This window comes from Paenibacillus puerhi, assembly GCF_009846885.1.
In the GTDB taxonomy this organism is placed as follows: domain Bacteria; phylum Bacillota; class Bacilli; order Paenibacillales; family NBRC-103111; genus Paenibacillus_G; species Paenibacillus_G puerhi.
Genome location: NZ_WUWM01000055.1, coordinates 1 through 13,428, shown reverse-complemented (window position 1 = coordinate 13,428; position 13,428 = coordinate 1). Strand labels below are relative to the sequence as shown.

The 13,428-nt window shown below is 48.8% G+C and carries 11 protein-coding genes; 4 read left to right on the top strand and 7 right to left on the bottom strand.

The window, feature by feature from the left end:
- Positions 1-121: 121 nt before the first annotated feature.
- The 4 genes from GSF01_RS28475 to GSF01_RS28460 all read right to left on the bottom strand — a co-directional run bounded on the left by GSF01_RS28475 (position 122) and on the right by GSF01_RS28460 (position 4,289).
- On the bottom strand, positions 122-943 hold the full coding sequence (locus tag GSF01_RS28475) for a hypothetical protein (protein ID WP_159888645.1): 822 nt from the start codon (positions 941-943) through the stop codon (positions 122-124).
- Between the two features lie 21 nt (positions 944-964).
- A complete protein-coding gene (locus GSF01_RS28470; protein ID WP_159888644.1) occupies positions 965-1,639 on the bottom strand; it encodes a hypothetical protein in 675 nt (224 codons plus the stop codon).
- Positions 1,640-1,700: 61 nt separating this feature from the next.
- Positions 1,701-2,084, bottom strand: coding sequence for a hypothetical protein (locus tag GSF01_RS28465; protein ID WP_159888643.1), 384 nt, complete (start codon positions 2,082-2,084; stop codon positions 1,701-1,703).
- A 21-nt stretch (positions 2,085-2,105) separates the two neighbouring features.
- Positions 2,106-4,289 carry a hypothetical protein gene (locus tag GSF01_RS28460; RefSeq protein WP_159888642.1) on the bottom strand — a complete coding sequence of 728 codons (2,184 nt, stop codon included), beginning with the start codon at positions 4,287-4,289 and terminating at the stop codon, positions 2,106-2,108.
- A 341-nt stretch (positions 4,290-4,630) separates the two neighbouring features.
- Between GSF01_RS28460 and GSF01_RS28455 the strand changes: the two genes are divergently transcribed.
- Positions 4,631-5,461: an undecaprenyl-diphosphate phosphatase gene (locus tag GSF01_RS28455; RefSeq protein ID WP_159888641.1), complete on the top strand. Its 831-nt coding sequence runs from the start codon at positions 4,631-4,633 to the stop codon at positions 5,459-5,461.
- Positions 5,462-5,703: 242 nt separating this feature from the next.
- Here GSF01_RS28455 and GSF01_RS28450 read toward each other — a convergent pair whose 3' ends face one another.
- On the bottom strand, positions 5,704-6,495 hold the full coding sequence (locus GSF01_RS28450; protein WP_159888640.1) for an AraC family transcriptional regulator: 792 nt from the start codon (positions 6,493-6,495) through the stop codon (positions 5,704-5,706).
- A gap of 123 nt (positions 6,496-6,618) precedes the next feature.
- Between GSF01_RS28450 and GSF01_RS28445 the strand changes: the two genes are divergently transcribed.
- The 3 genes from GSF01_RS28445 (at position 6,619) to GSF01_RS28435 (ending at position 10,930) form a co-directional block, all read left to right on the top strand.
- Positions 6,619-7,908, top strand: coding sequence for a hypothetical protein (locus GSF01_RS28445; RefSeq protein WP_159888639.1), 1,290 nt, complete (start codon positions 6,619-6,621; stop codon positions 7,906-7,908).
- Between the two features lie 736 nt (positions 7,909-8,644).
- The gene (locus tag GSF01_RS28440) at positions 8,645-10,117 is read left to right on the top strand and encodes a hypothetical protein (protein ID WP_235941785.1); all 1,473 of its coding nucleotides are present in this window, start codon (positions 8,645-8,647) and stop codon (positions 10,115-10,117) included.
- 228 nt (positions 10,118-10,345) lie between these two features.
- On the top strand, positions 10,346-10,930 hold the full coding sequence (locus tag GSF01_RS28435; RefSeq protein WP_159888638.1) for a GNAT family N-acetyltransferase: 585 nt from the start codon (positions 10,346-10,348) through the stop codon (positions 10,928-10,930).
- 184 nt (positions 10,931-11,114) lie between these two features.
- On the opposite strand, the gene GSF01_RS28430 is transcribed toward GSF01_RS28435, so the two are convergent.
- On the bottom strand, positions 11,115-12,182 hold the full coding sequence (locus GSF01_RS28430; RefSeq protein ID WP_159888637.1) for an FG-GAP repeat domain-containing protein: 1,068 nt from the start codon (positions 12,180-12,182) through the stop codon (positions 11,115-11,117).
- Between the two features lie 96 nt (positions 12,183-12,278).
- The gene (locus GSF01_RS28425) at positions 12,279-13,208 is read right to left on the bottom strand and encodes a hypothetical protein (protein ID WP_159888636.1); all 930 of its coding nucleotides are present in this window, start codon (positions 13,206-13,208) and stop codon (positions 12,279-12,281) included.
- Positions 13,209-13,428 lie beyond the last annotated feature (220 nt).

Here is a 13,428-nt window from a genome sequence, read left to right as displayed (position 1 = left end):
GACACAAATGTACGGAGGTTTGCAAGACTTATTGAATTATTTTGGCCTGAGCACTACCTCATGCTTCTTTGGGTTACACCTAGACCAGATATTTACCAGTGTTTACCTCGAGGTGCATAGGTCATGAATAACTAACTAAAAATACATTATATGTAAGAATATCCTTATTATAATAAATCGCGTCAGAACTGCTATAACGCCGGGTCAACGAAAACGAAAGCCCATTTCTACCAGGCAATGTCATATCTGTATACTCTAGCTGCAGTGCTCCATTGATCGGGGATACACGCTCACTCCCTCCTATAGAATATGGAGCTCCATTCACCTTAACATCGAGACGCTTAACTGCTAGTTCGTCATAGGTAGTGGGATACATAGTCTGAGATGCCACGTTCATACTACGAAATGTCGTGGGAGTGCCATACACCGACTCGTATACGCTATCGGTCACTCTGACACCGTATACGTTGTTCTGTACTGATGGATGAATATTATTTTGATCTCTATTAAAACTATCCGAAACAATCCTCGTAGCTCTCTTATCAACATATTCACCCTCTGGTAATTCTGATTGAACAGTCGATGCCAAAGTAAGCGATTGGTTCTCTTCACGTTTGGGCGCGAAATCCATTAACCTAAGTTGTTCCTCTAGTGTAGGATTGATTTCCTCTAAAATCGTAGCCAACTTTTTCTGAGGATGTAGTGTTCGCAACTCCAAAGCTTTTTGTAGCTCTTTTAAGGAATATCCCTTATTCAGCCCCTGTAGCAATTCTGTTTGTGGGATATGGTAATGACTGCTTAGCCATTCTAGGGTCACATACTCGCCACTTGAATCAGTTGAATCTATAGCTTGTACCCTATCTTGAGATGCTACAGCTGTTGGTATAGGTAATAGAGAGGGCAAAAGTAAAAGTAATATTACGAATAATTTAATAGTTTTCATTATGTAATCCTCTTCCTATTTTTATTCATAAATCATCAGCTTATTAATTAAATTACCATTAGAATCATGCTTGAATTTTGTTATGGGTATGGGGCTATTTTTTCGGTAGATTTCAGTAACCCTTCCTCTTGTATCATATTGATATGTTAAGCCTGAACTTACATCCATATATGGATTCCATTCTTTAGCACCCTGTTTCTTGAATTCAACGTTGCGATATAAAATGTAGCCATTATTTGCAGGAGAGCTGACCGTGGTTGGATACAACAACAATCGAACAATACTTGCCGTTGGTTTACCTGTATACTCGAACTGTTGCCAGCTTCCTTTCTTCTCAAAATCGTAAAAAAAATCAATGGGAAATCCATATTCACCTTTGGCTATTATTGTTCTACCTGTAACGGGAAAATCAGCATGTTGGGAAACATACGCCTCAAAACGAAACGTATACACTTCCTTGGGGTCCACAGCAAGATCACTGCCATGCCACGTCCATGGCAAGTTCTGACTATAATCATATGAATAGGTATAGGTGTGCTTACTGACAAATTTCCCTTGCCCTCTCGCCTGGAACCCCTCATCATCCAAAGGTTGTGGAAAAAGATTTACTGTAGTTCCCAGCTTTTTAAATTCAATATTCCGATAAAGGATATATCCTGTAGTGGAGGGAATCTGATTTGTCGTTGGATACAACAAAAGTCGAACAATATTGGAAGTGGGTTTGCCCGTGTATTCAAAGCGCTGCCAATTTCCTTTTTTAGTAGGGCAATAGTCCCCCGTTCAATTGGCTACTGGACATTTTCTGAGCACGAGCCCCTGCGATTACATCGGTTTCTTCAATCTGATACTGGGCTGTCGCTCCAGCGGACTCCCAGTTGCCCCAGCCATCCGCTAGGCCATTATTTCGTGAATAAAGCTCAAAATCCCCATTTACAATAAGGTTTTCAGATTTTTTCTCTACTAAATTTCCATTTGTATCATAACTAAACTCAACCACATCTTGAGTTTCCTTTACATACTTCAATCGACCTGCTGCATCATAGAAGTACACCGAGCTTGCCTCTGCTATGGAGGAAAAAACCAAGCTCGAAATCAGAAGTATGACAACAAGCAGACTTATTGTCTTTGATTTAATAGCCATTCTCTGAATCGGCCCTTCCTTTTATTGATAGGTTAGCCTCACATCATCAACATAAATGATGCCTGCCCCATCTTCCTGAACAGCTCTGAGCAGAATATACACTCGAGCGAAAGATGCATCACTCGGAGTCATTTTCTCGCTAGCAAGCACACTGTAATTACCTCCGGTTGTTTGTGTCAGTTCCGTCATAGCAGTATCAATAATTTGCCCGTTTATATTATAAAAGTCGATATAGAGCTGGACTTTCGTATGATGCAGACTCTCAATATTAATGGCTGCTTGAAATTTCAGTAATTTATTAGGTTCAATCTTGACATTTTGGGCTATTCCTTTGAAATCCATATTTTTGATCCACCATGCTGAAACTAATAATGATTTTTTACCGTCATATACTGGATTGCTTACCAATGTTCCTGGTATGACTATTTTTTTCTGTATATTTCCGTTTGCATCGTATTTATAACCAACATGCTGTATCATGTTTTGATTGAGCAAGCGTGAGGTCAATAATCTTCCTGAGCGATCATAGTGATATCGGGTGCGCCCTACTTGGTCATCTTCAGCCGATGAGATCAACTTCATACTATCATTAGGGTCTTGAAAGAGGCTCCATGCGCCACTTCCCTCAATAAAGGGTTCTTCAAAACTTGAATTAAACAACAGACTTTTCAACGCCCCATATTCCAATTGAGCAGAGTTTATGTACAACACCCCGGCCCCTTCTGCACCTGTAGAGCGGATAAGTAAATAAACCTTTGCTGCAATAGTTCCCGCCGGGGTTTCTCCACTGTTTGTTAATGTAAGATATCCTCCCGTTGGCGCTAACTGATCTGTGACATTAACTCCTATAACTCCTGTACTTCCTATAAAATCCACATACATCTGTACCTTTGCATTCGATAGGCTTTCTACCTTGATCTGAGAACGAACCGTATACGGCTTGTTTGCCTCCATTAGTACGGTCTGGTTAACTGATACATAGCCATTGGCCCCGATACCCGAACCGCTTACTTTCTGAATTCCGGATCCTTCTGGTGTCGCCTGCACATCAAAGGACGAGGCATTCGCCTGCCAGTTCTCTATTTCCCATCCGTTCGCTATGCCATTGTTTCCCGTGTAATTCTTAAAATATGGATTAATCAATAGATTTGATGAATGGCCATATTCTAACTGAAGAGAATCTACGTATACGACCCCGGCGCCTTCTGCACCTGTAGAGCGGATAAGTAAATAAACCTTCGCTGCAATAGTTCCCGCCGGGGTTTCTCCACTGTTTGTTAATGTTAGATATCCTCTTGTCGGCACCAACTGATCTGTGACATTAACTCCTATAACTCCTGTACTTCCTATAAAATCCACGTACATCTGCACCTTTGCATTCGATAGGCTTTCTACCTTGATCTGAGAACGAACCGTATATGGCTTGTTTGCCTCCATCAGTACGGTCTGGTTAACTGATACATAGCCATTGGCCCCGATACCCGAACCGCTTATTTTCTGAATTCTGGATCCTCCCTGTGTCGCCTGCACTTCAAACGACGAGGCATTCGCCTGCCAGTTCTCTATTTCCCAGCCATTCGCTATTCCATTAGTTCCCGTGTACTTCTTAAAATATGGATTAAGCAATTGATTTGATGAATGACCATATTCTAACTGAAGAGAATCTACATATACGACCCCGGCGCCCCCTGCACCTGTAGAACGGATAAGTAAATAAACCTTCGCTGCAATAGTTCCCGCCGGGGTTTCTCCACTGTTCGTTAATGTTAGATATCCTCTTGTCGATACTAACTGATCTGTGACATTGACTCCTATAACTCCTGTACTTCCTATAAAATCCACGTACATCTGTACCTTTGCATTCGACAGGCTCTCTACCTTGATTTGAGAACGAACCGTATATGGCTTGTTTGCCTCCATTAGTACGGTCTGGTTAACTGATACATAGCCATTGGCTCCGATACCCGAGCCGCTTACTTTCTGAATTCCGGATCCTTCTGGTATCGCCTGCACTTCAAACGACGAGGCATTCGCCTGCCAGTTCTCTATTTCCCAGCCGTTTGCTATTCCATTGGTTCCCGTGTAGCTCTCAAAATCTGAGTTTACAAGCAAATTACCTTCAGTAGCAGATACTTGCTTGGCAAACAATAGGATAAGTAGTATCGGTAGAAAACACCATGTAACCATCCGATATATTGTTTTCATCGTTTTCACTTCCTCATCATTTACTCATTTACCAAATCCAACGGGGGGTTGCGCATAATGACAAAGCTACGCACGGTAACACCAGCATCTTCAATTAACTTAAAGATCCTCCCATAAGAGGTTATTATTAAAGCTTGTCCATGTATAATATAGCCATATAAACCGACAAATTTCATTGACATATAGTGTCGAACTATGTAGAACCCTTGATAATATAGATATCTTTAGCTTGTGTTCTTATTTCTGACCCAAGCATCTCCTCCCCCCACTTCTCATACACTAAAACAAGCTCTGTTTATCGCCCCCATTCCCCTCCCCCCTCAGAAAGGATGATCCAGTCCATGAACCTATGGGAACTATTCGTAGCCCTTGTTTTAGGCTTTATTGAAGGCATGACGGAGTTCGCCCCGATCTCATCGACCGGGCATATGATTATTGTGGACGACCTAGTGTTTCAATCGAAGAACCTGTTCTCCGCTCCTGTCGCCAACACATTTAAGGTTGTCATACAGCTGGGATCGATTCTGGCGGTAGTTGTCGTGTTCAGAGACCGCTTCTTGAATCTGCTCGGACTTCAGCGGCAGAATACAGCCGACCACAAGCCCGGCGATCGACTGAAGCTGGCTCAGGTGATCTTGGGGCTTGTCCCCTTCGGGGTGCTCGGGCTGCTGTTCGAGGACTTTATCGATGAGCATCTGTTTTCTGTGCGAACAGTCATCATGGGCCTGCTGCTCGGGGCGGTGCTGATGCTGCTGGCTGATCACTTTCGGCCCCAGCGGGTTGCGGCTGAGACGGTCGATCAACTGACGTACAAGCAGGCGCTGGGGATGGGATTATTCCAATGCCTCGCGATGTGGCCGGGATTTTCCCGTTCGGGGTCTACGATCTCGGGGGGCGTGCTGCTCGGCCTGAGCCATAAGGCGGCGGCGGACTTCACCTTCATTATGGCGGTGCCGGTGATGATGGGGGCGAGCTTCTTGTCTCTGTTGAAGAACTGGTCCTATATGACACAAGATGCCTTGCCCTTCTTTGTCGTTGGCTTCATCAGCGCCTTTGTGTTTGCGTTGATCTCGATCCGTTTCTTCCTCAAGCTGATCCATCGCGTCAAGCTTGCGCCGTTTGCCCTCTACCGGATTGCGCTGGCGGCGGTAATTTACTGGCTATATTTCTAGCTCGCGTCGGCAGAATACGAAAAAGGACGGGTACTCCGGCCGTGAACAGCCCGTTTCCCGTCCTGTGCAACCTCTCATTCACATATCCATTTAAGCATGTCGCAACCTTGCATCGCCTGCCTTAACTCCCCCCGGTCTGAATGCCAAGGCTCGCTTAGGAATATACCTTCCACCTATCCGTCCGCTCCCAGCGCTCCCGGTAATTCGTTTGAGCAGAAGCCCCTGCTGCTAAGTGCTGGCCTCTACCTCTCCCTCAACCGGGAAGGGCTGAAGCCCCGATACTGCTTAAACTGGCGGCTGAAATAGTGAATATTGTTATATCCCAGAGCCTCCGCCACCTCACTGACATTCATGCCGTTGAATCTAAGCAGATGCTCCGCACGCTCGATCCGCGCGCTGATAATATAGGATTCCACCGTCTGGCCCATCGTTTCTTTAAATCTTCTGGAGAAATACCGCGGCGAAAGCCTTGCGCGCTCAGCCAGCTTCTGCGGGGTGTGCGGGATGCTGGGGAACTGTCTGACATAGGCGGCTGTTTCCTGCATGAGCGTCGGCCATCCCTCGCCCTCGCCATGCAAAGCCTGCTTGCCGGAGGCTTCCTCCCGGTAAAGCTGCAGCAGCAGCAAGTACAGCAGCAGGCCCGGCTCTTCCCTCTCGGAAGGCGCAGCCAGCAGCCTGCGGACATATAAGGATAAGTAGGCCTCGAAGGTCGCAATATCGCGGACCACCCGGAATGGAGACAATTGGGCGGCTGTGAAAGCCGGCATGTGGAAATGGATGAACGTCACCGTGATGGGATTACGAACGTCGTGTCTTGCTTCCGTCTCATCTCCCGGACGGAATAGGTAGCAGCAGCCCTTGGAGATCGAACGCCGTCTGCCGTTCAGGCTCAGCTCCCCCTCCCCGCTCCAGACATACCAAAGATCGTAATTTTCAAACGGCCTTCCTACGGTATCCCATCTCCAGGCTTTCTCGCAAAATACTTTGCCGTAATAGGGCAGAGGCTCCAATAGCGCGGCGTTCAGCTGCAGCATCCTTCATCCTCCTATGAGCCAAATTGTATAAACCTTTCGCGGTTGCGTGTATGGTATCTCGGGTAGGCGGGCGCTAACATACAGGTATACACCTATTCCAATACAATGTTGCGGAGGTATGATATGCTGCATCCATTCATGAACATTGCCGACTGGGACAAAATCGGAATATCCGTGGCGGAAGCCGCCCAGAGACTGCATCATATCGGTTATATTGATAGACAAACGATGCATATCGCGGCGGGACGAATGCTCGGCTGCGCCGAGTACGAGATTAAGGGGGCCCTGGCCAACCTTGCCTGGACCGACTCCGTTCATCATGACCAGCTGAGAAACCGCTGCAAGCAGCTGCGCATGAGCGTATCGGCCTTCGATAAATGCCCGGAGCCGCTGCTGGACCGTTTGCTGGGCAAAACGCTGGATGCCGGAAGCACCCTTCACCTGCTGGTTGCTCTGTTCGAGGTCATCAAACCGGCTCAGGTCGAGGCAATCCGCCGCTTTCTGGAGGAAACCCAGCCTCTAGTCGATCAACCAACCGTACATATGCTGCGCCACCAGCTGCTGGACCGCGAGGAACAGCTCGCCTGGGGACGGGAAGCTATCGCCGCCTTATCCGTGCGAGCCACCAAGGAAGAGTTGACGTCCCTGGCCGACTGGAAGCAGGATCTGGCTGAGCTTCTAAACGCAGCAGGCGGAGCCGATGGCAGGCTCCAGCGCATAGCGCTTGCGGAAGACCGAGTGGAATTCCCGACGACTCCGTATTCTGCTCCGGAGCGTTCGGCACGCGACGAACGATTCCGCAGCTCCATTGTCAAATTCAAAGATATGGAGTTTGAAGACAGCCATGAAGGACGCTTTAAGATGATGATGTATTCCCGTTATTTCGAAATGTCTCCAGCCGAGGCGGTCGCGCATATAATCTTCGCTTCAACCGGCAAGCCTTGGGCCTTCTATCTGGATGCTTCCCGCCATCTGTGGGACGAGGTGCGCCACGCCTGGTTCGGGGAGGCCGCTCTGCGCAATCGGGGCTACGACATCTATGAAGCTCCCAATTGGGTGGGCTTTTACGATATGAGTAAACATTTATTCGGACTCGATGAGGCCTACGTTCATCTAACGCTGGCTATCGAGCAGGCCGCCATGAAATATCCGCCCGGCAAGCGGGAGGAATGGGAATTTGCACGCGATATTGCCAAGGACCCGCTGATGACTACCTTCCAGGATTTTGATTGGGCGGACGAGGTCGTTCATGCCGGCTTTGGCAGGAAGTGGGCGGTCGAAGGCTTGTACAAGGGAGATGTCGCCCAAGCGACCGCTGCGGCCGATCTCACCTGGGAGAAACGAACCCGCTACATGAGCGAGGTGGCCGCAGGCCAAGCAGAGCCGCGAAGCCCCTTCGCCGGGAATTATTAAAGCAGCTGCGCAGCGCATGTAGCGTCTCGCTTGGCTGTTGCGGTTCCGCTCTTGATCGGAGGCCGGGCTGGGTCGGTTCGATCCGTCCCGGCCCCGACCCCTTGCCTACTCCATACATTTTGCGATGAGCGGCAGGCGGCTTACGGCGGTCTGCTGTTATGCATACGCTTACAAGGGCTCAAAAGCACGTTTCCAGGAAGAGTAAGAACAAAAATTGAGCTGCTCCCTATTATACTATACCTCTTCATCTCGGCGGCGACGATTTTATGCAGCTGACTTGCTGATTGCAGCTTGATTTCTTTCGAACCCCCGGACCGGTATTTTGAACCTAGGAGACGACAAGAGGTTGTCGATTCATTGTGAGTAACTGAGTTGAAACGTTCTGCTTTCGTTAACGGACCTCAGCGTCTCTATTTGCAGCATTTTCGCGATATTGAAAATCTAACGGACTCAGATGACGCTATTTGGTGCATTTCCGCCCATTCCATGCGGTTTTTACGTAAGTAAGGTCGTCTGTGTCCGTTACAATTTGAACAGGCCTCATTTTTGTGAAATAGCGACTGTGGTGTCCGTTACGATCAGCCTTTACTTAACTCCGCTGCCGTCCACAATGAATCGACAGCCTCGACAAATCCGCAAGAAACTGAGCATGCATTGACAGACTCCTCAAGAGAAGGTATGATTCTAGTCTATAACCAACTATTACAGTCGGAATTATATACATAGGAGGATTATTATGATTATATCATCTGAAGCCCACCCACTGAAGGCAACCACAGCAACCCGCAGACCCGCAGGCTGGAAGGTGTTAACCCTAGCCGCCCTATTACTGGCTTCCGGCGGTCCCGGGTTCGCTGCTTATGCGCAAGACCTCGAAGCTGGGCGGACTGAAACAGCCTTAGCAGTAGTAACGGTTCCGACGGCAGCTCAATCACCCTCCGCATCTGCCGTCTCAACAAGCGGACAATACCTGCAGGAACGCTTCGAACTCCAGCTGGCGGCTTCGCCGTCCAAAGGCGAGTTCGTGACCGCCGTTGCCAAGCTGCTCCAGACCGGTTCGGCACAGCCTGCCGAGCTGGCAGCGACCAATCCGTTTACGGATGTGGCGGCCGACGACCCACTATATGAGGCTGCCGCCGCTTTGCATGGCCAAGGCATCCTCAGCAGCGGAGCGCTGCAGGGCCAAGCCGCATTGACTCAGGGCACAGCCGTCTACATCGCTCTCAAGGCAGCCGGCTTGAAGGAGCTGGCTTACACGTACCCTGAAGCCAAAGCGCATGCTGCGCTCGCCAGACTCGGCATAGCGGATAGCGAAGCATACGGGCTGACCCGGCAGGCTGCGCAGGAGTTGGCCGCTGCTGCCGATACGGGTCTGCTGGCCCCGGCGCAGCAAGCTGCCTTCCAGCCGAGCGCTCCGGCTACGGGCGCATTTGCAGAGGAGCTGCTGGAGCGGTTGCTGTCCATTCGCGGCGAATCCAAGCGGTATATCGGATATTCGGACGATGCCGATATTTTCTCGAAGGTACACGCCGCCTTTGATACGCATAATCTCATTCAAGTGCCCGAGCTGCAGGCGATTGTAGACGAAGCGCTGAAGCAGGGGCTGGTGACCGGCTACAATCTGAAGGATGACCGCTACACCGCTCACTTCGACGAATCCCGGGCGCTGACGTACGGTCACAGCGACCTGACGCACGCCATTCAGCTGATCGGGCTGCTGCGCAGCGAGAACCTGCAGGCCAAGGTGCAGTTGGAGCCGAAGACGTCAGCCTTCCTTTATTTGAAGGAATGGGGCGAGCCTCAGCAGTCGGACGACTACAAGGTCGTTCAGATCGAGAATGGCAACTATATCGCTTATGCCAAGGAATATGATCTGGCTTTCGAATTTGATACCCTAGAGCAAAAAGACCACTTCAACCGCGTCATTACGGCATATGCCAAAAAAGACAGCGAGGACGAGCCTGGGCTGATCGCCGGCTCCTGGTGGCAGCCGCTGTACTACTCCCTGCGGAAGCAGCCGGACTATATCGAGATCGCCAATAACCGGATCGATCAAGGCCATTATTATGCGCAGTCCTTCTCGCTTACGGAGGATGCGAAGGAGATTACGGAAGGGCTGAAGAAAATCAAGCCGGGCGTCAAAGTGAACTCCTACCATTTCTGGGTGGATGAGCCCTTCTATCATTATTTGCTCGGCGAACACAAGTAAGAACTCGGATAAATAGCCGCTGGACAACTGCCGCCTTGGATGAGGTACAGGGTGTCCGGCGGCTATTTGGTTCGCCCGGCATCCACAGTTGCCCAGGATGATCGGTGTGTCTCATTCGTGAGCATGCTTCAGAAGTGGAGGAAGGAAGATACGGGTTGAGGGGTTGAACGGAGTCTACCGCCTGTGTTACTCTTACGAAAACTTGATCCAGAGGCGGGTGGTTCGCGTATGAGTACGGAAGAATCGAAACCGATCTTGCTCCCTATCCCCGAAGCATTCAAGAGCAGCCGGCTGCTGGTCCGGGCTCCCTTGTGGGGGGACGGCGGTATGGTGAACGAAGCGGTGATTGAAAGCTTGGAGGAGCTGCGTCCATGGATGCCTTGGGCTCAAAGCGCCCCCAGCCTTGCCGCCTCGGAGGAGGACATCAGGCGGGCGCGGATCCGCTTCCTCGAACGATCCGATCTGAGGCTGCTGCTGGTGGCCAAGGATACGGGCAAGCTGATCGGCTGCAGCGGTCTTCATCGGATCGATTGGGCCTCCCGCAGGTTCGAAATCGGCTACTGGCTCCGCTCCAGCTGCGTCGGCCGCGGTTATATGACGGAAGCCGTCGTCGCAATCGAGCAATTCGCTATCCGGGAGCTGAACGCGAACCGTATCGAGATCCACTGCGACAGCCGGAATACGCGGAGCGCCCGGGTCGCCGAACGGGCGGGTTATCCGCTAGAGGCCACGCTGCGGCGCAACAGCATCGCTGTCGACGGAACGCTGCGGGATACGATGATATTCGCCAAGGTCCGCGGCACTGAGTTTTAGCGGGGCAGGCTCGGTTAGCTAGTATATTCTTTTACAGTCCTTTCCCCCGAGGGGGAAAGGACGCAAATCCACGCAAGTGTTGACCGACCCGGTCCGAAAAAACACGGATAGTTGAAGCAGCATTTCGCCTCTCAGAACTGGCCGCTCCCTCAAGCTATAAAATTTGGGAACTCTATTGAATTTATTACAGACTTGTACCATGGCCATCTGCCCATTTTCTATATGCATCAAATCCATTTCCATTTGAGAGCGATACCCACCATTCCCCATCGTAATAAATGATTGCATCTGCTTTGCCATCGCCATTCACATCGCCTAGCATTTGTGCTTGAGAACCTGCACCATGTCCTTCCACCCATTTCTGGTATGCTTTAAACCCATTTCCATTTGATAACGATACCCACCATTCCCCGTCGTAATAGATAATTGCATCTGCCTTGCCATCACCGTTCACATCACCTAGCATTTGTGCTTGAGAACCTGCACCGTGTCCTTCCACCCATTTCTGGTATGCATTAAACCCATTTCCATTTGATAACGATACCCACCATTCCCCATCGTAATAAATGATTGCATCTGCCTTGCCATCACCATTCACATCGCCTAGCATTTGTGCTTGGGAACCTGTTCCATGTCCTTCAGCCCATTTTTGGTATGCATCAAATCCATTTCCATTTGATAGGGATACCCACCATTCCCCGTCGTAATAGATTATTGCATCTGCTTTGCCATCCCCGTTCACATCACCTAGCATTTGTGCTTGAGAACCTGCTCCATGTCCTGCCACCCATAATTGATGTGCGCTAAATTGAGTCCCCTCAGATAGCGATACATTCCATTTCCCCTTGTAATAAATTATTGCATCCGCTTTGCCATCACCGTTCACATCACCCAGCAGTTGGGCCTGCGAACCAGCAATACTTCCTTCTCCCCATTTCATGTGTGTGCCAAAGCTATCCCCATCTGACAGCGATACCCACCATTCCCCGTTATGGTAGACTATGGCATCCGCTTTCCCATCACCATTCACATCATCCAAGAGCATCTTTGCCATCTCTCGGGATAATAAATTTCCATTCACGTCGTATTTGTAAAATATTATTTGGTTGGAGGCTGTACGTATATACTTTAACCGATCAGATAAATCATAGATAAACTCATTATTTGCAAAAGCGTATGTCGTCGTATAAAAGTAGTTTCCTAGCAAAAAGACTAATATGCAAATAGAGTAGTGTCTCAGTTTCGTTGTCATTAAAATACTCCTCTTATAGCATATTTAATATGAGTTCATCCCTATTTCATGAAATCTCAGGCGATTACGGCCTGCTTATCCTAAGACATGGTCAATTTACTTTGAAAGCCTTACATCATCCACATAACCATCACCCGTTGCTCCGTAATCGGCCACTATACGCAGTTCAATGTATTTCGTCCAAGGCAGGGTTGTAAATTCAAGGCTTTGTAGCGACCACTCAGGGTTAACTGGCGTGTAAAGAGTACCTCCGTCATAGATTTGGACTCCCTCTTCGTTATACTCCAACCAATCAATAGTGAAGTTCCCTGCCGTCGTTTTATTGATCATCCAGGCACTTAACGTATACGTCGTATCTCCGGTTACTACAATACGTCCTAAGTTAGCAGTTGCTACCGTTGGAGTCTCACTATGGAACTGGATACTTCTCTGACCTTCTTTTACCGTATTCGTTTGTGTAAAAAAAGCCGATGTCGGCGAAACTCCTGTCCAAGGTACTTCTTTTGTTTCAAATGATGCACGCACTTCAGGTAAATTCATGCCTTTAATCAATGAAACATAGTCCACATAGCCATCACCCATTGCCCCATTATCCGCGACTATGCGCAGCAGTATGTATTTCGTTTGAGGAAGTGTTGTAAATTCAAGGCTTTGCAGCGACCACTCATGATTAACTGGCGTGTAAAGGGTACCTCCGTCATAGATTTGAATTCCCTCTTCGTTATACTCCAACCAGTCAATATAAAAATATCCTGCCGTCGTTTTATTGATTATCCAGGCACTTAACGTATACGTTGTATTTCCGGTTACTTCAAGGCGTCCAAAATCAGCGGTTGCTACCGTTGGAGTTTCGCTATGGAACTGGATGCTTCTCTGACCTTCTTTTACCGTATTCGTTTGTGTAAAAAAAGCCGATGTCGGCGAAACTCCTGTCCAAGGTACTTCTTTTGTTTCAAAAGATGCGCGCACTTCAGGTAAATTCATGCCTTTAATCAATTGAACATAGTCCACATAGCCATCACCCATTGCCCCATTATCCGCGACTATGCGCAGCAGTATGTATTTCGTTTGAGGAAGCGTTGTAAATTCAAGGCTTTGCAGCGACCACTCATGATTAACTATAATGCTCCCATAGGTTGAGACACAGGAGGGAAAAAAATAAGTTATAATAAGAGCATGGAAAAACGGAACCGATATACCTCAGAGTTTAAAACAAAGGTTGTGCTGGAGGTCCTCCGGGAGGAGC

Excerpts from the sequence above, each read along its gene's own strand:
- GSF01_RS28475 (WP_159888645.1), bottom strand. The coding sequence starts at position 943 with ATGAAAACTATTAAATTATTCGTAATATTACTTTTACTTTTGCCCTCT.
- GSF01_RS28465 (WP_159888643.1), bottom strand. The coding sequence starts at position 2,084 with ATGGCTATTAAATCAAAGACAATAAGTCTGCTTGTTGTCATACTTCTG.
- GSF01_RS28460 (WP_159888642.1), bottom strand. The coding sequence starts at position 4,289 with ATGAAAACAATATATCGGATGGTTACATGGTGTTTTCTACCGATACTA.
- GSF01_RS28455 (WP_159888641.1), top strand. The coding sequence starts at position 4,631 with ATGAACCTATGGGAACTATTCGTAGCCCTTGTTTTAGGCTTTATTGAA.
- GSF01_RS28450 (WP_159888640.1), bottom strand. The coding sequence starts at position 6,495 with ATGCTGCAGCTGAACGCCGCGCTATTGGAGCCTCTGCCCTATTACGGC.
- GSF01_RS28445 (WP_159888639.1), top strand. The coding sequence starts at position 6,619 with ATGCTGCATCCATTCATGAACATTGCCGACTGGGACAAAATCGGAATA.
- GSF01_RS28440 (WP_235941785.1), top strand. The coding sequence starts at position 8,645 with ATGATTATATCATCTGAAGCCCACCCACTGAAGGCAACCACAGCAACC.
- GSF01_RS28435 (WP_159888638.1), top strand. The coding sequence starts at position 10,346 with ATGAGTACGGAAGAATCGAAACCGATCTTGCTCCCTATCCCCGAAGCA.
- GSF01_RS28430 (WP_159888637.1), bottom strand. The coding sequence starts at position 12,182 with ATGACAACGAAACTGAGACACTACTCTATTTGCATATTAGTCTTTTTG.
- GSF01_RS28425 (WP_159888636.1), bottom strand. The coding sequence starts at position 13,208 with ATGGGTGATGGCTATGTGGACTATGTTCAATTGATTAAAGGCATGAAT.